Here is a 22,698-nt window from a genome sequence, read left to right as displayed (position 1 = left end):
GTTAAAATATGCGAATGTATTGGCTTACACTATAAATTTAACTTCGTATCCGGTCTAGGGACACCAAAATTTGGCGTTCCATCTTCATTCCACTGGATCACTTGCACACGTGCGTGACGATTAGGATCATATAATGGGTCTCCCACAATTTCCTTATAGCTTCTGGCATGGAACACCAGGATATCCTGTGTGCCATCTTCTGAGACTGTAAAGCTATTATGTCCCGGACCATATTGACCATTTTCTTCAGAAGTCGTAAACACAGGTTCTGGTGTTTTGACCCAAGATTTCGGATCCATTAAATCACTGTTCTCATCAGCAGTTAACAACCCCATACAGTAGTTATGATCTGTTGCACTTGCCGAGAAAGTCATGAAAATACGTCCATTCCGCTTAAGAACTGCCGCACCCTCATTCACCAAAAATCCGATTTTTTCCCATTCGTATTCAGGTGTGGTGATGCACACTTGTTCTCCTTTTAATGTCCAAGGATTCTCCATTTCAGAGATATACATATTAGAATTACCAGGGATATCAGGATCCTTTTGTGCCCAAACGTAGTATCTAACGCCTTTGTGCTCAAAAGTGGTTGCATCCAAGGCAAAGGATTCCCATTTCGTTTTAATTTGACCCTTCTCCACCCATTCACCCTCCAAAGGATTTGCGGATGAATTTTCTATGGCAAACATGCGATGATCAAACAAGCCGTCTTTTGTGTCAGACGTATGTGCTGCTGCGTAATATACGTACCACTTTTCATCAATATAATGAATCTCTGGAGCCCAGATATTGGCACTCATTAAACCTGCTTCATGCTTAACCCAAATCGTCTTTCCCTCAGCCTCCGCTAATCCCTGAATGGATTCGGAACGACGAAGCTCGATTCTATCGTACTCTGGAACAGAGGCTATGAAATAGTAATATCCGTCTGTATGTTTATAAATCCAAGGATCTGCTCTTTGCTCAATCAGCGGATTTTTTGCATTAAATTCTCTCATGATGACAACTCCTATATCTCTCTATATTTTTATTTTACGGGTCACCAAAACACACCCTTCCTCATAAGAAGGCAAGGTGTATTTAAGTTTTTGTTCATTCGATCTACCCTTTAATACCTGAATTCAAATTAATAGATTGAACGAAGTATTTTTGAGCAAATATAAATAACAGCAAGGTTGGAATAATCGCCAAGATCGCCGAGCCCATTAATTGCCCGATCATACGATAGTTTCCGTAGATATCTTGAAGTAAGAGCAAACCAGCTGTAACCGGCATTTTATCTACATCTGTGTACACGATAACTGGCCAGAGGAAGTCATTCCAAGATCCCGTAAAGGAGAACAAACCGCAAACAATCAGAATCGGCTTAACCAACGGCAATATAATTTGTGCAAAAATTCTAAAATCACTGGCACCATCCACTTTTGCAGACTCATCCAGCTCTTTCGGGATACCGTTCATAAACTGTCTGACCAAGAAGATATTCCCCATACCCGCAAGACCAGGAATGATCATTGCCCAGGAAGTATTCACCCAACCAAAGGAATCGATAATTTTATAAGAAGGAATCAAGTTAACCACACCGGGGAAGAAGGAAATCCCTAGCAAAGTGAAGAACAACGTGTCTCTTCCTTTAAAGTTAATACGGGTATATCCAAAGCCGGTAATCGAGATCACAATAACTACCAGAATGGTGTGCGATGTCGCGATAAACAATGAATTTCCTAACCAACGTAGAATCGGGGCTGTAGAAGTATTATTCAGAATCGTGACATAGTTCTCAAAGACCCATGTTTCAGGAAATAGTCTAAAACCCGAGGAAACCACTTCCGTTTGTGATCTAAATGACGTAGAAATTCCGAAGATCACAGGAATGATCCAAATTACACAGAGAATAATTAAAAATGTGTAGGATACATATTTCGAAATACTGATATTGGAGGAGCCTTTTTCTTTTCTTGTTCTATTTATAACTGGATGATTTTCCAGTCCGTTTACCGCCTGATTTGACATATTAGTACACCTACCTTTTCCATTTCCTTGTTAATCACTTAGTCTCAGAGATCCCTAGGTTGCATTTCGGTTCATTACATAATATTGAAGCGCTGAAATGACCAAGATCACTAATCCCAATAACACTGCCATAGCGGATGCCATCCCTGCGATGGACTCACCGTTACCGAAAGCTAATTGACGAATATACATCATGAGTACGTGTGTACTTTGTCGAGGCCCGCCATCGGTCATCATTAACGGTTGGCCGAATACATTAAAGGCTCCGGCGGTTGTCATAACAAAGGTATAGATTAATGGAAAACGAATAGATGGCAAGGTGATACTAGTGAATCTTTTAATTGAACCCGCACCATCGAGCTCGGCTGATTCATATAATTCTTGCGCAACGCCACTTAAGGAAGCACGATAAATAATCATGTTGCCTCCAATACCACCCCATAATGTGATTACAATGATGATAATCCACGCATAAGGCTGGTTTGCAGGCCACGCAACTTGTGATCCGAACAGATTTCCTGTGATCCCCAGTTGTTTATTAAAGATCAAGAGCCAGATCAGTGCTGCCGCAGAAATCGAAATCAAGCCTGGAATATAGAGAATAGATTGAATTAAGCTCTTCATTTTAACTTTTTTATGTTCCAGTGCAACAGCCACCATTAATGGGATCACAATTAATAATGGAACAGAGAGACCCACAAAGATCAAAGTATTTTTCAGACCTCTGAAAAATTGCGTATGAAACGTTGATTTGCCATCAAAAAGAATGGCCTTATAGTTATCAAAACCTACCCAAACCGGATCACTCATTAAATTCCACTTTGTAAATGAAGCATAAATCCCATAAATCGTTGGCAATAAAATGAAGACAGCAAACAAAATGACATGCGGACCTACAAAGAAGGCAGGTGCCCAATTTATTTTCTTTTTCATAGGATTTCATTTCTCCTTTTGCACAAAGTAATGCACCAACGATATGGCACATTACTTCGTACAATCTATTCTATTTCACTTTATTTGGCTGCACTGCTGCTTTCTGCGATCTTATCTTCTACAAATTTCTGCATAGTTGCTAGGGTTTCATCAAGATCAACGTTGCCGCGAACAATATCTGCACAATAAGTATCTACTGCTTCCGCAATGTATGGGTAGTATTCATATGTGTAAATGTAAAGGGATTCAATTTCTTTTTCATTAGAAGTAAAGAAAGATTGCATATAATTTTGGTACTCTGGGCTTTGGTTAACTACGTTACTTGCTACGTTTTGTCCAGCTTTTGCCCATTCCATCGAGTTTGTACGAACATATTCCAAGAAGTTAGCAATACCTGCTTCTTTTTCGTCCGTTCTCTTGTCGTTCTTCAGCATAGCGAACAAGTGAGAAGAAGATCTATTCGTGAACTTATCAGGTGTTGGAGAATAAACATTTGTTACACCAAAGTTCAAGCCTTCAACCCCAGCATGTGCTGTAGAGCTCCAAGTTCCGTCTGTAGAGAATAGTACGTTTTGGGATTGGAACATCAAGTAACCGTCTTCACCAAATGGAGTCATCAGACCCGCATCAGCGATTTTCTTAACATTTTCAAAGGCTTGTTTAAATACAGGGGTGTTAACAGCCGGCTTACCATCAACTTGGATGTCTCCGCCCAAATCTTGGATTTGAGCTAAGATAACCCAGCCCAGCAAAGCATCGTTAACTACATAGTCGCCTTCATCCAATTTACCTTGTAAGGAGAGCATCTCATCAATCGTAACAACATTATCATCTAAGAATGACTCCGCATTATATTTCTTGAGCAAATCTTTATTGTAGTACATTACATTACTGTGGATATCAAGAGGTACTGTGTATTGCGTTCCGTCGATGTTACCAGTGTTCCAAGCTTGAGGTAAGTAATTTTCAGCTTTTAGTTCAGGTTGTGCTGGCAATACGGTATCTTGCATGGCTTCTAAGACACCTTGCTTAACAAACCCAGGAACACGGTCAGCGTGGATAATCGCCAAATCAGGAACACCTTTGTTGGAAGCTAAAACAGTAGAAATTTTTGTGTACATATCAGCCGTGATCACGTGTTTTACTTTAATTTCTGGGTTTGTAGCATTGTAGTCTTTAACAATTTGATCCATATAAGCACCATCATCACCAGTCAGCGGTGTCCAGAATGTAATCGTCTTACTATCATCTTTACCACCACATCCTGCCAACACTGTCGTTAACGTTAGAACTGTTGCCAATAATATACCGAATTTCTTTTTCAATACTCTCTCCCCCTGCAGCTGTATTGTTAAGATAATCATTTGCGTTAACTTTCTTTGGAAACGATTAACTTAAGCTTAGTATACATTCGTCTTGAAAGCGTAGTCAATAACTTTTAAATAAACTTAAGAGATTTTTTTTAAACTTAATTAACCTTTTAGTTCATTACTACGAGATGTAAGCGATACTTTATTTACTTCGGTTATCTTTCGTGTTACTTTATATATAGATTAATAAACTTTACAGTATATGAAATAACTTTGAAAGAAGTGGATGAAATGCAATTGGAAATAGACAAGTCCTCTCTCGTTGTTTACGAAGCCTTGGCAAGTGAAGTACGCATAAAAATCATTCAGTTGCTCTCCAAAAATAAGATGAACATCAAAGATTTGGCAGAAGAACTTAAAATAAGCAGTCCTATCGTAACAAAACACATCAAAAAACTAGAAGACGCAGGACTCATAAAAACCGAAAAGGTTCCTGGTAAATCAGGGATGCAAAAAATCTCGATTCTAAGAGTGGATCATATTGAGATTAACTTCCCAAAGAAGATCTTCCACTCCTTTGCCTCCTACGAGACATCCGTGCCGATTGGTCATTATACGGATTATGATCTGAAACCTACATGCGGACTTGCTACAGAGAAAGAGTTTATCGGCAGAGTTGACGAACCTAAGTATTTCATGGATTCCAAAAGAGTTGACGCTGAGATCCTATGGTTTACTCAAGGCTATGTTCAATACAATATTGCCAACTTTCTAAAAAAAGAGGAAACCTTGCAGCAATTTGAAATTAGCTTGGAGCTATCTTCCGAATTTCCGTTTGCTAATGATGTATGGCCTTCAGACATCACCTTTTCCTTGAATGGCTTGGAATTAGGAACTTGGACGAGCCCTGGGGATTTTGCGGATGCTAGAGGGAAGTTCACACCAGATTGGTGGCCGCACAATATTAACCAATATGGATTACTAAAAACGATCAGAATTACCAATCACAATGGAACCTACATTGACGGTGATCCATTGTCTTCCGTTTCAATCGAGGATTTAGATACAACTTGTGACCGATGGACCTTCCGGATCGAAGTGAAGGAAGATGCCAAGCATGTCGGAGGCGCAACCATTTTCGGAAAAAAATTCGGAAATCATGATCAAGACATCATGTTCAAATTGTATTATCTTTAAAATCTCCTAGTGCATACACGTAACAAGGTTGGTTCTTTCATGGGGGCGAACAACTAATTTGTATTATTCTTCATTAGCTCCCCCCTACCTACAATGCAATATTCACCAAGCCTATCACCTATCAATTTCTTATTCGCCTTCCCCTCTTATTCACTATTTGTAAAACTCCAACGCTCCTCTCAAGTACTACATCTACTCTCTATATTCGACAACCTTTTGTTAATAAAAATATAAAAAGATTTATCTTTACGTAAATTTCTATTTGACTATATGCTAATATCATGCTTAAAATGAGATCAATATAAAACGTTTTCCACACTATGGTTTGTATAAACGTAAAACAAATCCATTTCTATTTGTGAGAAACGTTTTTTTAGTAGTTGTATTGTAAGCGTTTTACATTTTTTCTCTGCACCACCGCAATTTCTAATCACTAGAATCGGAGGATCATGAATTTGAGGAAAACAACTCGTAAACTAACCGCTTCACTTCTTGCACTCACTCTGCTAGTACCTGCACCACTTATTTCAGCGGCTTCTGCAAGCAATTCAAAAGCCACCGTACAATCCACGCAACAACAGACTGTCGATTATATGGGTCACTGGGCACAGAAGGATTTTCAATCCTGGGTAGATAAGGGTTTAATTTCAGGCTATGGCAAAGGAATATACAAACCGAACCAGGAGATTACCCGCGCGGAATGGGTCACATTAATTAACCGGGTCTTTAATTTGCAGGAAAAATCCGAAATCAGCTTCACGGATGTGTTGGAAGCGGGCTCGCATTACAAGGATATCCAGAAAGCAGTAGCTGCAGGATATGTATCAGGATATGACGACGGTTCCTTCCGACCACAACAGGTAGTAAGTCGTCAAGAAGCCGCAGTAATGCTGCACAGACTATTCCAGCTTAATGCTTCCGCGAATACCTCTGCTCCGAAAGATGTTGAAGATTTACCTTCTTGGAGCCAAGAAGCTGTATTATCTTTATTTGGTGAAGGTTATTTGAATGGTTATAGTGACGGCAGTTTTAAAGGCGCAAAGGCTGTAACAAGAGCAGAAGCTCTTCGTATGATTGAAAAGTTAGCCGGGGAAATCACTTCAAAGAGCGGGAGCTATACAGGGATTACCACTCAGAATATGGTTATCAGTAGCCCGGGTGTTGAATTGAACAACTCCACTATCTCCGGAAACCTGTACCTTACCGAAGGTATTGCAGAAGGCGACATTACGCTAAATAACATTACTGTAAAAGGAAAAGTATACGTGTCCGGCGGCGGAGAGAATAGTATTGTATTCAACAATTCTAATGTTGCCGACATGGTCGTAGATAAGCGTAACGGCAAACTCCGCATCGTTACTAAAGGATCGAGTGTCATACCGAGTGTACGTGTACATTCCGGTGTAACGCTTGAGGAAGATAGTACTTTAACGGGCGCAGGCTTCGGCCGGGTTATTATCGAGAATACGCTCCCGAACGATTCAATCGTCACGTTAAGAGGGAACTTTGATTCCGCCGAGGTACAAGCGTTGGGAGTGCCTACATTACATCTAGCTGCAGGCAGTATTGCTGAAGTTACACTGAAGCAATTAGCTAAGCTGCGTGTAGAGGTAAGTACAGAAATCAAGAATCTCATCCTTGGCATAAACGATATGATTACTATCCAAGGTACTGGGAAAGTTGGCTTTGACAGTAGATTCAGCCACCTAATCAAATTTGAAACGCCTACTCCGACAGCTACGGCAACCATAGGTACAGGTGGATCAGGTTCTGGCGGATCGGACGGCGGCGCAGTTGCTACACCGTCTCCGACAGCAACACCTGCACCGGGAGCTACGGCACCAACACTCACCAATGTTTCAGTACATGATCCGTCGGTAGTCGTAGACAAAGGTACGTATTATGTGTTCGGGTCTCACATCGATGCAGCCAAATCAAACGATTTGATGAACTGGACTCATTTCACAAACGGCTATACAACACCAGGCAACGTACTCTTTGGTGATCTTTCCGCGAATCTGGCAGAATCCTTTAAATGGGCTGGAGAAAACGATTCTGACAGTAAAGGCGGATTCTCCATATGGGCTCCGGACGTTTTCTATAATGAGGATTATAAGAATGCAGACGGAACAACTGGTGCTTATATGATGTATTACAGTGCTTCTTCCACTTACATCCGCTCAGCGATTGGCTTTGCCACTTCGCAAAATATCGAGGGTCCTTACACCTATGGGAATACCGTAATCTATTCCGGTTTCACCAAGGACGAGGATTACGATAGTAACAGCAAGATCAATAAAAAATGGACAAACACTAATATTCAGAAGCTTATTGATAACGGAACACTAGAAGGTTTCAACCCCGATTGGTTTGATGCAGGCGGCTCTTATAAGAATAAAACATATACAAACGCAATTGACCCTACCTTGTTCTACGATAAAGATGGCAAGCTATGGATGACTTATGGATCATGGTCAGGCGGCATATTTATTCTGGAAATCGATCCAGCTACCGGCGAGCCTAAATATCCAGGCAAAGATAGCAAAACTGCTGATGGACGTTTAATTGACCGCTATTTCGGAACCCATATTTCCGGCGGGATGACCAAATCAGGTGAAGGACCTTATATCGCTTATGATAAGAATACCGGTTATTACTATTTGTATGTGACTTATGGAGGACTGGCATCCGACGGTGGTTACAACATGCGTCAGTTCCGATCAACGAATCCGGACGGCCCTTATGTGGATGCTGCCGGACAAAGTGCAGTGCTCGCAACGAGCAATGACCATTCAGCGGTCGGCAACAAAGTCCTCGGAAACTTCATGTTCACAAATTTGAATAGCGACCCTGACTTCCAAACCTACGGTTATGTAGCATCAGGTCATAATTCAGTGAATTACGACGAAGAGACCGGTAAAATCTTTAACTTCTTCCATACTCGTTTCCCGCAGCGCGGTGAAACACATGAGCTTCGTGTGCATCAAATGTTCACGAATGAAGACGGCTGGCCAGTCACTTCCGCTCACCGTTATACAGGTGAAACTATCACAGCTGTTAAGCAGGAAGATGTTGTTGGAGCCTATCAGTTCGTGAATCACGGGAAAGACACTTCCGCTAAAATCAAATCTACAACAGATATCGAACTGCGCAGTGATGGCACCATTACAGGATCTGTAACAGGTACTTGGGAGCTAAAAGGAGAGTATTACGCTGACCTACTCCTCAATGAAACTGAAAACGGAGCTGCCGTACAAAATCTCTACAAAGGTGTATTTGTGAAGCAATGGGATTCCTCCCGCCAAAGCAATGTTATGACTTTCACAGCAATGTCCAACAAGGGCGTTACCGTCTGGGGCAGCCAAATTGAACTGCTCAGCACTGAACAAATTGTATCCAATATTAAAGATAGTTTAAGCTTGGGCAACACAAGTAAAGTATACAAGGATCTTACACTCCCAACTGAGGCCGTAAGAGGAACGGTTATTACATGGTCATCTTCCAATACAGACGTAGTAGAAAACGATGGTTCAGTTACTCGTCCAGAAAAAGGACTCGGAAATGCAACGGTTGAGCTTACTGCTACGATTACACTGGGTGAATCTACTGCAACGAAGTCCTTTACTATCGTTGTAATGGAACTGACCGGAAATATGCTGGAAGACGGTTTGGTCGCAGCGTATGATTTTGAAGGAGATCTTTCAGAGAACGGAGATCGTACTGATAAGGGTACAATTACCGGCAATCGGATTAACAATACGGGTGGTAACATCACCTACGAGACGGGTGAAGAAGGCCTTGCAGCCAAATTCGACGGTAACTCCGGTGTTCGTCTACCGAACGGTTTGATTAAAGGCAACACCTATACAATAGGCATGTGGCTTAACCCACAAGAATTGACACAATTCACCACTGCTTTCTTTGGTGCTACAACAGATACCAATTGGATCAGCCTCTTGCCTTATGGAAACGGCGGAGCTACAACTCGGATGTGGTTTGGTAGCCAAACCTTCCATGATGCAGAAGCAGGCATGCAAATTCCAGTTAACCAATGGTCCCACATAGCTTTCACTTACGATGCTGGAGCTGTGAAACTGTATGTTAACGGAGGATTGAAGTACACAGGAAAAGGATTTACGGATGTTTTTGATAGCGAGGATGCAGTATTCTCCCTAGGTGTAAACTATTGGGATATCCCATACAAAGGTTTGATCGATAGCCTGCGGATCTACGAAAGTGCACTTTCCGCAGAAGCTGTAGACTTGCTAGTACACGGTCAGCCCGACAGTAATGTTAAAGTAAGTACGATAACCATAACGGAGCCTGAAAAAGCACTGGAATTAGGAAATAGCTTTACACCTCAAGTAAAAGTACTGCCTACCCATGCCGGAAATAAGAAACTAACCTGGAGTTCTAGTGACTCCAACGTAGTTTCAGTTGATGCTGTAAGCGGAACGGTAACAGCGCTTACGGTCGGTGGCGAAGCAGTGATTACGGCCACCGCGACTGATGGAAGTGGCGTTACGGCTGATTATAAGGTAAAAGTTACGGATGGTAGAGTAGCCTATTATGCTTTTGATGGAAACCTTGATGACTCCCTCCAATTGGTTGGTACTGGGCAGGTTACGGGAATTAAAATCGAAGCTCCCACTGTAGGTAACATCACTTACGGTAACGGTATCTCTAATCAAGCAGCGGTATTTGACGGTGTTTCGGGTATCCGGTTGCCTGATGGATTAATCGACAGTGATACTTACACAGTATCTATGTGGCTCAACCCTGAGCAGCTCACAAAAGCAACAACAACCTTCTTCGGTGCTGCTTCGATAAATAGCTGGATCAGTTTTGTACCACAGAACAGTGATGGTATAACACTGTTGTGGTCAGGTCAGGCTTGGTACGATGCTCTTACAGGTATGACTATCCCAGAAAAACAATGGACACATGTAGCGTTTACAGTCAAAAACGGTACAGTTAAGGTTTATATCAACGGAGTTGAGAAATTTTCCGGTGAGGATTTTCCTAATGTATTTAGAAACAAGAATGGTGTATTCGCTCTTGGCGTGAATTATTGGGATGTACCCTATAAGGGAATGATTGATGAACTGAAGATTTACAGCAGAGCACTCAAATCAGACGAAATACTAACAGAGTATAACTCGAATGTAAATTAAGAGAATCATCATCTGAAAAGAGAGCGGAGCCTCAGGCTCCGTTCTTTTTTTCTCGAATCACGCTATCAATTATGAAAGAGCCTTCAGAAATTTTCTCCCTTTCGTATTGTAAAACAAGCATTTAAATAATATAATCATTAACTATACGTCTTGAAAAAACGATAATTTGACCTTTGTTATTAATAAACTACTTAATTTCTTAATCATCAGCGCGTAACCATAAATTTAAAATAGGAGGCCATCTATGAAACTTGACCTGTCGGAAGAATCTCTTCCCGTCTACGAAGCTTTAGCCAGCTCAGTGCGTCTACATCTGTTGCGTTTGCTTGCCGAGAATCCTATGAATGTCAAGGAATTGGCCGCAGCGGTAAATTTGAGCAGCGCCATTATGACTATGCATGTACGCAAGCTGGAAGCTGCAGGACTCATCCAGACACATATGGCGCCTGGACGAAGTGGTCTGCAAAAGATCTGTACACTAGCTGCTGAAAGTACCGAGATCACCTTTCCGGGCAGACAAATCAATGAGCGAAAAAGCTACCGCAAGGAAATTCCTGTTGGACATTATTCCGACTTCCTGATTGAGCCTACCTGCGGTCTAGCAACTACGGAGCAAGTGATTGGCAGCTTTGATGACCCCCGTTATTTCTGGGATCTCGAGCGTATGAATGCTGGTATTCTTTGGTTCGGCAAAGGATATATCGAATATAAAATTCCTAACTTTCTCCTCTCCAGTCAACAGCCAGAGGAACTAATTATTACGATGGAGATTGCTTCCGAAGCGCCCTCCATTAATAATAATTGGCCCTCCGATATCACTTTCACACTGAACGGAGTGAAGCTCGGATTCTGGACAAGTCCCGGTGATTACGGAGACAGACGCGGCAAATACACACCGGCTTGGTGGCCAGCACTCACGAACCAATACGGCCTACTTAAACAACTGCGCGTAACACCTAAAGGTACATTTATGGATGGTCTGAAACTCTCTGACGTTACACTGGATCAAGTGAACATCCGTAACAAGCAGTGGACCTTCAAGCTTTCTGTCGATGAGGATGCCGAGCATATTGGCGGCATTACCCTTTTTGGCAAAGGCTTTGGCAACTATAATGACGATTTAATCGTTGAGCTGTTCTATACAGATGCCTAAGAAGAAACGGTTATCGTCTCTTAAAGAGGATAACCGTTTCTTGAATAATATAAGACATTAACGATAGCGTGAATTTCTTATATTTCACGAATAAAGCCGCATTCATCTCTCCTTGGAGAGTCGAATGCGGCTATTATTTTACCTAATATCATGTTAAATGAAGGATCCCCATAATCCGCCACCGGGCAGTGGACAGCTGCGTTCCTTAAGCTTAGCTACAACGGGAATAATGCAGCCACAAGCAACACAAGTCACGCCCTCATGCAGCTTAGGACAAGTCCTGCAAAGAGCAACTCGCTCAGCATAAACTTCATCCGGAACACAAAGCTCTGTCTTAAACATGCTTGATGACAAAATACGCTCGATCTGTGCTTCGGTAACCTTATAATCGTCTCGACACCCCTTGCATGTAGATGTTGTTGACATGATAACACCACCTTATGCCTTTGGCGTAATCTCCAGCACAGTTACTGACATTGGAGCCAGCTCTACATTAAGAAGATCACCTTCAAGTGTAAAGGCTGTAAAAGCTTCCGGTACGACTGCATCTGGCTGACTAAATGTATTATGAGCATCTATCTTGTCACCAACGAGCGTAGTGCCGGTCACTTCAACCTTCTGCCCGGAAAGACCTCGTAGCTCTAGGGGTACAGTAGCTGAGGCAGCGTGATTCAAGTTGCAAAGACTGACATGAATGATTCCAGCGTCTGTTACAGAAGCTGAGGCAGACACTTCAGGAATCTCGCGGCCCTCAAAGCTGTAAGTTCCACTATCGATTGCTAAATCCAACAACTCAGCATCCTGATGGACTTTAAACATATTGAATACATGATAGGTAGGCGTTAGCAGCATTTTTTCTCCTTCGGTTAAAATCACCGCTTGAAGCACGTTAATGGTCTGAGCAATATTTGCCATCCGTACCCGATCACTGTGTTTATGGAAAATATTCAGTGTCACACCAGCTACTAGGGCATCCCGAATCGAATTCTGCTGATATAGGAATCCTGGGTTCGTACCCGGCTCAACATCATACCAAGTTCCCCATTCGTCAACGATAAGGCCTACTCGTTTATCCGGGTCATATTTATCCATAATAACGCCATGCTTAGTAATCAGCTCATCCATGCGAAGTGCCTTTTCTAAGGTGCTAAACCATTCACTAGTTTCAAAGCCTGTTGCTGCCCCTTTATTCTCCCATGCTGGACCAGGAATCGTATAATAATGAAGGGTAATCGAGTCCATAAAGCGTGTAGCTTCACGCATTAAAACTTCCATCCAGTGATAATCATCCACGTTAGGACCACAAGCGATCCGGTGAATACGATTGTCCCCGTAATTACGTACATACGTCTGATATTGGCGATAAAGATCTGCATAATATTCTGGACGCATATTCCCGCCGCAGCCCCAGTTCTCATTACCAACGCCAAAATAAGTCACACTCCAAGGCTCTTGATGTCCATTCTGCTGGCGAAGCTCAGACATTGGTGAAACACCGCCAAAGGTTAAGTACTCCACCCATTCGGACATCTCTTGAACCGTACCACTTCCCACATTACCATTGATATAAGGTTCACATTCCAGCATCTCACATAATTCCATGAATTCATGCGTACCAAAATGGTTGTTCTCAACCGTGCCGCCCCAATGCGTATTGATCATCCGCTTACGGGCTTCGCGATCACCAATACCATCTTTCCAATGATATTCATCCGCGAAACATCCACCCGGCCAGCGAAGCACTGGAATCTGAATTTCTTTAAGCGCTTTCACAACATCATTACGAATACCATTAGTGTTAGGAATCGGTGAATCTTCTCCAACCCAAATACCTTCATAAATACAACGTCCTAGATGCTCAGAGAAATGTCCATAAATATTTTTGTTTATTGTGCCTTTGCGAATGTCTGTGTTAAGTATTGCGCGCTCTGCCATAAATAAGTACCGCCCTTCAACATTTATATTTTTATTAACTAATTAATAATTATACAAACATTATAGAGCGGTCTTCCGCGATCCGTCAATCTCCAATATCAATATTCACTATTCTTTATCAATAGGCTTGTTTATCTTGTCTTCATAATAATCAAATACAAGCTGCTGTTGCGTACCTCTTACCCCGTAAAATACGTCGGAGATCCGTTTCCCCTTCCGTCTTAACTCATTCTCCAGCCATTCTTTGGTCAGACCATTATTCTCAAGATTTTCTTCAATGAGGACGCCATCCATAATTAACTCTACGGGAAAGCTCTGAGAGACCGAAGAAAGCTTCAAATCTTTTCGGGTAACATATTGATACTCTTGTTTCTTTAAGACGGATACCATTCCGTTATCTTCTAATACGGCGTACTCTACTACCTCTAAATTAAAAATTTCTTTTTCCCTCAGCGCCTGTGCCAAGGAATCCAGTGAATACCTTACCTTTTTCATATTTTTTTCAAGAATTTTCCCATTTTCGATAAGTACCGTGGGTGAACCCGATATCCAGCTTCGCATTCTACGACTCTTTATAGCGATGACTGATAGCAGAAAAGATGTAGCTGTGATAACAACAAGCGCCACGATCATATATGATGATTGTAGATCTTTATTAAAAGCCAAGTTCGCCGCAAGCGATCCCAATATAATACCTGTTACGAAATCATGAAACGTCAAATTAGAAATCGTTTGTTTACCCAATATTTTAGCTATCAATAACAGCATGATCATCGCTACTACTGTACGAAGCACAATATCCAGATGCGCTTGCATCACTCAACCCCCTATCTCTCCTTTCCCATTATTTACAGACGCAGTAGAAATGAAACCTCACTACAATTGAAGTAATCAATGTACAGAAAGATTCTTACGGATAGGCTTTAGGAGATTTCTATAACCGCGAAAAGGGCTCTGGAATGGTTCTACTGAACCGTCCCAAAGCCCTGGCTTCGAACTCTTACTTTTCATTCTTGATTTCAAGCAGATTATGCAGAACCATTGCGCCTTCAGCTCGGGTTGCTGAGCCTCCCGGATCGAAGTTCCGGTCACTCCGGCCCTGGATAAGTCCAAGGACTTGGGCGGCAATGATTGATTCACGGGCCCATGAGGCAGCCGCACTCAAATCACCGAATTGGATTACAGGCTTTGATTCCACCTTTTTCCCACTGATATATTCGTAGGCCCGCATCACCATCACCGCCATCTCTTGACGGGAAATAAGGGCTTCTGGAGCGAAGCGGGTCTCGCTCACCCCATGGACGATCCCCGCCTCTACAGCCTGCGCCACTTCCTCCGCATACCACTGATCCGCAGATACATCCGTAAATACTGTAGATGATTTTACTTCAAGACCCAGCAAACGGGTCAGCATGGCTGTAAATTCCGCACGGGTCACTGACCGATTCGAATCGAATTTCCGAAGCCCAACGCCTTGAATCAGATGTTTAGCGGACAATTCTTGAACAGCCTCATGCACCCAATGTCCGGATGGAACATCATCATAAGATTTGTTGTATTCCAGCACGGCATATGTGCCTAAGTGTTCAGTACTCAGAGCCACCTTGCCCTTTAGCCAGGAACCGCCCGCATACTCCATATTTCCGGAGTCCGAAAAATAATAGCTGCCGAGTAAATTCCTGTTCGTCTCAGGGCGAGTGTTAAGCTCTAAAGTAAGTTGATCTACAAATTGGTGAATTACACTCTTTTTCCCGTCTGCTGTGGCAATATAGAGCTTAAAGTCAAGGAATTCACCTGCCAGGTTCAGCTCTACGCCGGATTGCTGCGCTGCGCTTGCCAGCATCCGTTGTGCTGCTTCCCCTTCCACCTCGGAAGCCTCCAGAAAGATCTGACTGCTGGCTAATTGCTCCGCAGGAATCAAGTCCCGCAATTGTTGAAGCACCGCCGCCGGAAGGGTCACATTGAAGTTAGAAGCCTCTACCCGAAGCGGCTTCTGCTTAAGCATATCTGCTGCCGTTCCCGGCAATACTAGCACTCTCAATTTACCCTCATAGACAATTGCTGCCGAGAGATCGTTCAACGAAGCGGCGTTTAGTTGCAGCCGCCCCGCCGTTTCCTCCGGAACGGAAGGCACTTGTGGTTGCGAGCTCGGGACAGTTGAAGAAGTGTCTTCCGCTTGTAGAATCTGAAGCGTCAGACTGCTCTGCTGTCCTCCGTAACTTGCAGTAATTACAGTCATACCCGGATCGAGAGCTTGCAGCTGCCCCGTTGCCGTTACTGTGGCTACCTTCCTGTTACCGCTCTCGTAGATCACACCCTCGGTTACCGTAAGACGGCTATCATCACTATATACCGCCGTTGTGACCACCTTACCGTTCTGCCCTATGACCAAGGATGTCGGACCGCTTAACGAAATAGAGACGAGTTCCGGCAGTTGTTCATACACCTTTAATGAATAGGAAGAGGTCATGTTGTCATATACAGATGAAATAACCGAAACGCCCGGGCCTTTAGCTTCAATATGGCCATCTTTGTCTATACTTGCGACGTTAGGATCGCTAGTCTCATAGATTATACCTTCGGTTACTATATAACGGCTGCCGTCGCTGTACACTATCGAAGTAACCGCCGTTCCGGTCTCCCCGACACTCAGGATTTCCGGGCCGCTGATTGCCGTTGAGACTCTTTCTGTAGGCTCCATGACCGTCACCTGAAGCTGCCGGAACGGCTCTACATTGCCTGCCTTATCCACCGAACGATAATCGATTCCGAAGGTTCCGGAGTTCTCGATATATACGCTCTGAGTAACCGTATTCCATGCACCTCCGTTGAGCCGGTATTCCGTCCGCTTGACTCCCCAGCCGACAGCTCCCCAATTGGATTGATCGGTCGCATCGAAAATGATATTCACTTTGCCCTTATATGAGCCCCCTTCTCCTGTTTCTCCAAGTATGGTAGCTTTCGTGACCGGAGGTGTTGTATCCTTCGGCAAAATCTCCAGATATGCAGCATATTTGCCATTCTCATTCTTGCGGCTTCTTATGTCTGTGGCGAGATTATAGCCTACCTGCTTAACAGCCAGGCTTATCACCGGATCGGAAGGGAACTCCGAGCCAACCCATGAGGTGATATCGAACTGCCGCCACTGCTCCGGTCCGGAAAAAGTCTGCAGCGCGGCTTGAGTACCGATTTTTGGAGCATTATTGTAATTTATCGTTGCCTCTGTCCAAGAGTCATCTTGGACTCCAAATACACCGATATCGGATAAAGTGCCTGCCCCGTCATTTGTCTTTCCGAACACATTCAGCTTCACAGAACCGACTTCGCCGACAAATGAACTCAGATCAAATTTCAGATAAGCCTTTCTGTCTGTGTCCCCACTGCCATTTCTGATTTGCAAGTAATTGACCGAACTATAATTGATTGCAGCTTTCGATCCTCCATTGACATACGCATCTTCAGAAACATACAGCTTCGTTATTGCCGCTTCGTCTGGTTCCAAATCGGAGGGCTCAGAAGGCTCAGCATTCGGATCAATTCTGAACTTGACAACATGGCTTTTCCCTTTGGACCCGCTTGTATGGATTGCGAGCTCAACCCTCGGTGAGGTCTGCAGTACCGTCACGGTCGGGTCTTTCATCAGCTCTTCCAGCGCGGTTCTGCCGACATCTACATTCACCACAGATTGGGACTGTGTCGGGTCCGAAACGGCTATCGTCAGTTCATCTCCAGACTCCTTGATGATAATGGAAGCTGGATGATTGGCACGTACGGATTCGATCATTCCCGGAACCCAGAAGTTCATAGCCGTAAGTCCCAGCTTCTGTTCCTTGACAGCTTGAACACTATCCGTGTTGGCTATAATTTCGATGTCGGGACTACTGCTGTAGCGTGCTGTTGCCGTTTCATCCTGATTCGGCAGCAGCACGTACGAATACGATTTATTCACCGGATTCATTCCCTGAGCAATCGACAGGCTGACATAATTTCTCGTAATCGGCTCCGTTGATCCCCCTTGATTAATATCCTTCCATGCGCCAGTCCGAGACTCACGTAGACCGTCTATCGTTGGGGCGTCAGGGAAATAATAACCGATTCCCGAGCCGGGAGCATTGCCCTCCAGATGTGCCCAATGCACCTGATTCATTGACTCAGACCAACCCAGCGCGGATGGCTTGACCTCTCCGTTGACCGTAAGTACATTCTCTCCGCTCGCCTTGAGCTTACGGTTATCTACGATGGTCTCCACCTTGCGGTTATCCGTGCTTGTAATGCCTGCCCCAAGCGCTACGATTTCATCATCGAACATGAACCAGGACTTTTTACCGGACAACGTGCTGTTATCCGGATCCAGATCCATGCCGGCCGCTCCATAAAGACCGTCTATGGATGATCCTCCCACCCAGGTTTTAGATGTAGTCTTGGCTGCACCGCGACTTGCCCCATCTGATGTAACCCCAGGCAGACGATAAGCGTTCACGGTCGGCCAGAATGCATCTGCATATTGATCCAGATCCTGATTATACAAATAGGTCATGCCTTCGCCTGTATACCAGCCCTTCAGGTTCTCTGTGCCAGCTTCATAGTTGGCAATTCGGGCCGAAGACATGCTGATCCCAAAGGCATATCCAGGCCGATGATGGACAATCCGGTCCATAGCCGCAAACTGCTTATGCACAGTAAGGTCTCCTGATGGCTGTACCTCTGGATCGTTCATAAGCGTCTGGAGCAGAACAATATCTGCTACTCTAAGACCGTCGTAATAACTTTCTACTACCGTATCGGCTTCGAACCAATACTTCACCATCGATTTAAACCGGGCCGCTTGCTCCGGTGGCGCGGAAGAAGCCAGCCGCAGAATATGCGACCAAGGCACGAGCTGCCGGTTTCCCCTGGCTATCGATCTGCCGAACACCATATCCATCATTAATTTTCTGTAGACAAGAGGTTCATAAGAATCCGTTACCCAGTTGTATACATTCTTCATATTGGCATCAGTCAACGGCCAGGAGGACCCTGTCAGCAAGGTCATCATTTTCATCATATCGCCTAGCAATACAGCCCCATAACTGCCGGTATAAGCAATATTATTATGCTGGATAAAGGAGCCGTCCTCATAAAAGCCGTCTCCGCGGGTCACATAGGGCAATACCTGGCTAACCGCATCCCGTCCTTGCTTAATCTTCGCACTGTCACGATTGTGAATGCCCCTCAGGACCACCGCCAGTGCTTTATCCAGGCGATTCGCACCGGTTTCCATCAAAGAGGGTTGATTCGTCCGTTTGGTTGGGTCCGGGCAGAACTTATCGATGGCTTTGGTATACTTGGTAATCTGATCGGCTGATAAATACTCGAACATCAAGGCCATCGTATCTCCCAATGCAAGCGGAATGCCTATCTCCCATTCGAACCAATTACCTTTCTCCACTTTTGTTTCGTTATACCAATTTGCGTATAGGAAGTCTAAGCCGCCCAGGATATCTGATTTCAATTGCATATTCTCGTACAATGGTGAGCCGGTTGTCCTAAAGGCAATAGCCATATCCTTCAACCGATTATAAGAGGCTGCCGTATCAAAAGCATCTGCTGTGCTGCCCGGCTTATCACTCCATAAATAAGTACGGTTCAATTGCTTGTTCATCGTATCCCAGAATCCAGTTTGCTCCTGATTGCTGATCTTATCAGATAAAGTCGTTATGGACTTAGCGATGTCCGGATTATTCGGATCGAAGGATTGCCCTCCGGTCAAATAATCCACCCATCTTCCACGAAGCTCGTCATATTCGTCTTTTGGAGTCTCTCCTTCAGCAATATTAAATTTCAATACATGCGTAGCCCCTATGGAATTCTTCACATCCACTGTAATAACTGTATTTCCCGATGCTTGCACCACTTCCGTCTTGCTGTCTTTGCTGAGCAGTGTCAACCCCGGTATATCCAGTTCCAGGGACAATAGGTTTTGCGACTGTGTAGGATCAGACACCGAAACCTCAAGCTCCTGATCGATCTGCCGAATCATTACAGAAGCCGGATTGAGCGCCTTGATGGAATCTACCGTTCCTGGATTCCAGAAATTAGCGGCGGTTATACCCAGCTTTTTCTCTCTTACTGCATGCACATTCTCTGTATTGCTTAGCACTTCGATATCCGGGTTGCCACTATAGTCTTCAGTGCCGGCAACATCACGATTAGGCAACAGGACATAGGAATATGAGCCGTTCGAAGGCGTATCTCCATGCTCAAATGCCAGGCTTAGATAGTTCCGTGTAACGGGAACATCGGATTGTGTGGCATTAATCTCTTTCCAGCTGCCGGTTCTAGCTTCACGCTGAGCCAGGAGAGTTGGAGCGTCCGGGAAATAGTATCCAACATCGGAACCTGGCACATTGCCCTCCAGATGGGCCCATTGAACATTCTTCACCGTCTCTGACCATCCGGCCAGTGATGGTTCTGCGGCTCCGTTGATTAGAAGTTTGTTATTCCCTGCTTCGTTCAGCATGCGGTTATCAACGATCGTCTCGACAGACTGCGGGCCGGCAGTTGTTTTGGAGATTCCCGAACCGAGCGCCACAATCTCATCATCGAACATGAACCAGGATTTCTTGCCCTGCAAGTCGCTGCCTGTCACTTGGGACAGAGAGAAATCCATCCCTGCTGCACCGTAAAGGCCTTCCAATGACGATCCACCCACCCAGGTTTTCGGATTCATGTAACTTTTCCATTCTACAGGTACCATCCCCTGCCCCGATCCATCCGTTGTCGTGCCAGACAAGCGGAAGGAATTGACGGTAGGCCAGAAGTCATTGCGGTATTGGTTCAGATCCTGATCGTATAAATAGGTCATCCCAATCCCCGTGTACCATCCCTTCAGGTTCTCGTTGTTCCCTTTCTCAAACGCCGAGATGCGATTCGAGAACAAGCTCAGGCCAAAGCCGTAACCTTCGCGGAGATGAACTACCCTGTCCATACCGGCGAAGACTTGATTCTTAATCAGAGCTCCTCTTGGATCGACCTTCCCGTCATTCATCAGCTTTTTCACAATCGTTATATCGGCAAGCGACAACCCTTCATAATAATTACCGGATGCCATATTCGCTGAGATCCATTCTTTCGCCGCTTGCTTGATGGATAAAGCAATATTCTCTGGAGCAGTTTCAGCCATCCGCAGCAGGGTGACAATTAACCCCCTTGCGCTGCCGCTCCCTTTTCTAGAGATCCCTCTGCCATTGACCGAGTCCATAAATTGACCGTTGTAGATCACCGGCTCATAAGTCTGTGCCACCCATTCGTAAATGTTCAGAACATTCGGGTCCGTTATTGGCCATGGAGAATCGGTCAGCAGATAAGACATATCCGCCGTACCTTTGAGCCAGACCGAACCATATCCTCCCGTATAGGCTATATTATTATGCTGAACGAGGGAGCCATCCTTATACACACCGTCTCCATGGGTTGTGTACACATACTCAGAGCCTATGGAATCACGGCCCTGAATGATCTTCGCACTGTTGTTGCCAATCACGCCTCTTACCGTGACTACAAGCGCTTTATCCAGCAGGTTCGCTCCCGTCATCTTCGTGCCCTTAACGCCAAGCACCGACCCTACTTTGGGGTCTGGACAAAAGGCATCTATAGCCGCAAGATACTGATTGATTTGCTGCGGCGTCAGATGGTCATACATGAGCACCATAAGATCATTCACAACCTGCGGCGTGCCGATCTCCCAGTCCCACCAGTTCCCATAAGCACTTTTGCTCGGGTTGTAACGGTTGGTGTACATCCAATTGATTGCGCTTACAATATCATCCGCCAAAGCGCTGTTGCCGTAAAGCTCCGATCCCTCCACAGAATAGGCCAACGCCATAGTCTTCAAGCGATTGTAAGCGCTTGTAATAAACTGCGAATCTGTAGTGCTCGTGGTATCACTCCACAAGGAGGTGCGGCTGGAGGATTTGTTCATCCCCTCCCAAAGTGCAGCAGCCGAAGCAGCCTGAGCGCTTATACTGGCAGCTATATCAGGATCACTCCCATCGTATTGGCCACCACTTAATCGGTCGTACCATCTCAGCCTCAATTTATTGTAAGCCTGTATCGTGTCGGGAGCTTCAACAGTAACCAGACATTCGGCTGCAAGGCTACCATCCGGCGTAGCAATCTTGATGGTCGAAGATCCGATCCCCGTTCCCGTTACATTACCAAGTGCATCCACAGTCGCAGCTTCTGGATTGCTCGAAGTCCATACTACCGTTTTATCCACCGCCGTTATAGGGGATAAAGTCGGTAGAAGTGCAACCGTGTCCCCTTTGACCATAGAGAAGGCTGTACGGTCTAGCGCAATTCCTGTAAGACCCGCATATTCCTCCAATACGATATCATCTATCCATAGCTTACCTTTTCCAGTCTCCAAAAAAGGCTCGATGACAAGCTTCGTCGCGTTAGCCGGCATAGTTAGAAGTACTTGCTGCAAACTCCAGTCCTGTGTGCCTGTTATTTTAGGAGAGGAAGGCCCATCTCCCACTTTGGCAGTATTGTAATATTGTGTTCTAAAGTAAGCTCCCTGCCCAGTGACATTGTCCGTCTTCAGCCAGACTTTAAGTCTGTAGGATTTACCGGGGATAACCGAAGTTCCCCCCTGATTGATGGAAATCCTGCTTGTCGCAAAGGCATCGAATAGCATGGACCGGGTTCCTTCATGCGCAGTGCCAACGTCTATCTTGATATTTGCAGTTTTATTCGTTCCTTTTCCGCTACCAGTAGGTACCCATAAGCTCCAGCCCACCGGAGCAGAGTCTGTAACCCCTGTCCAGGTGGAGTCCAGGGTTGTCGTTGAATTCTCAAAACTTCCGTTAAGCATAAGATTTGATGCAGCCGCAGATGCCCTGCTGTCCGAGTGATAAAAAACTCCCGCACAGGAAGAAAAAAGATCAACAATGAGAACTAATACTAAAAACAGACTTGGTTTTCGCATTTGTTCACCCCAATC

General features: G+C 44.6%; 11 protein-coding genes. 3 read left to right on the top strand and 8 right to left on the bottom strand.

Annotation, left to right across the window (positions count from 1 at the left end):
* Positions 1–29: 29 nt before the first annotated feature.
* The 4 genes from NSU15_RS08100 to NSU15_RS08085 form a co-directional block, all read right to left on the bottom strand.
* A complete protein-coding gene (locus NSU15_RS08100) occupies positions 30–998 on the bottom strand; it encodes a family 43 glycosylhydrolase (protein ID WP_042125444.1) in 969 nt (322 codons plus the stop codon).
* Positions 999–1,101: 103 nt separating this feature from the next.
* Positions 1,102–2,013 carry a carbohydrate ABC transporter permease gene (locus tag NSU15_RS08095; protein WP_042125442.1) on the bottom strand — a complete coding sequence of 304 codons (912 nt, stop codon included), beginning with the start codon at positions 2,011–2,013 and terminating at the stop codon, positions 1,102–1,104.
* Positions 2,014–2,067: 54 nt separating this feature from the next.
* A complete protein-coding gene (locus NSU15_RS08090; protein ID WP_042125440.1) occupies positions 2,068–2,946 on the bottom strand; it encodes a sugar ABC transporter permease in 879 nt (292 codons plus the stop codon).
* A gap of 80 nt (positions 2,947–3,026) precedes the next feature.
* Positions 3,027–4,271 (bottom strand): extracellular solute-binding protein, encoded by a 1,245-nt coding sequence (locus NSU15_RS08085; RefSeq protein ID WP_231574072.1) that lies wholly within the window; start codon positions 4,269–4,271, stop codon positions 3,027–3,029.
* 276 nt (positions 4,272–4,547) lie between these two features.
* Here NSU15_RS08085 and NSU15_RS08080 point away from each other — a divergent pair, with 276 nt between their 5' ends.
* The 3 genes from NSU15_RS08080 (at position 4,548) to NSU15_RS08070 (ending at position 11,780) form a co-directional block, all read left to right on the top strand.
* Positions 4,548–5,453, top strand: coding sequence for an ArsR family transcriptional regulator (locus NSU15_RS08080; protein WP_042125437.1), 906 nt, complete (start codon positions 4,548–4,550; stop codon positions 5,451–5,453).
* Between the two features lie 455 nt (positions 5,454–5,908).
* Positions 5,909–10,627, top strand: a complete 4,719-nt coding sequence (locus tag NSU15_RS08075; protein ID WP_339289845.1) for a LamG-like jellyroll fold domain-containing protein — start codon at positions 5,909–5,911, stop codon at positions 10,625–10,627.
* Positions 10,628–10,871: 244 nt separating this feature from the next.
* A complete protein-coding gene (locus tag NSU15_RS08070) occupies positions 10,872–11,780 on the top strand; it encodes an ArsR family transcriptional regulator (RefSeq protein WP_042125436.1) in 909 nt (302 codons plus the stop codon).
* A gap of 153 nt (positions 11,781–11,933) precedes the next feature.
* On the opposite strand, the gene NSU15_RS08065 is transcribed toward NSU15_RS08070, so the two are convergent.
* From NSU15_RS08065 to NSU15_RS08050, 4 genes are all read right to left on the bottom strand, one after another.
* On the bottom strand, positions 11,934–12,206 hold the full coding sequence (locus tag NSU15_RS08065; RefSeq protein WP_339289844.1) for a DUF6171 family protein: 273 nt from the start codon (positions 12,204–12,206) through the stop codon (positions 11,934–11,936).
* Positions 12,207–12,218: 12 nt separating this feature from the next.
* The gene (locus tag NSU15_RS08060) at positions 12,219–13,715 is read right to left on the bottom strand and encodes an alpha-N-arabinofuranosidase (protein ID WP_339289843.1); all 1,497 of its coding nucleotides are present in this window, start codon (positions 13,713–13,715) and stop codon (positions 12,219–12,221) included.
* Between the two features lie 108 nt (positions 13,716–13,823).
* Complete coding sequence (locus NSU15_RS08055; RefSeq protein WP_042125430.1) at positions 13,824–14,531, bottom strand: DUF421 domain-containing protein; 708 nt, start codon at positions 14,529–14,531, stop codon at positions 13,824–13,826.
* A gap of 184 nt (positions 14,532–14,715) precedes the next feature.
* Positions 14,716–22,683 (bottom strand): polysaccharide lyase family 8 super-sandwich domain-containing protein, encoded by a 7,968-nt coding sequence (locus NSU15_RS08050; protein ID WP_339289842.1) that lies wholly within the window; start codon positions 22,681–22,683, stop codon positions 14,716–14,718.
* Positions 22,684–22,698: the final 15 nt, after the last annotated feature.

Origin of the sequence: Paenibacillus sp. FSL E2-0201 (assembly GCF_037963325.1) — a bacterium.
Lineage (GTDB): Bacteria > Bacillota > Bacilli > Paenibacillales > Paenibacillaceae > Paenibacillus_AQ.
Note: the sequence above shows the minus strand (reverse complement) of the source record. Positions and strands in the feature narration are given on the sequence as shown.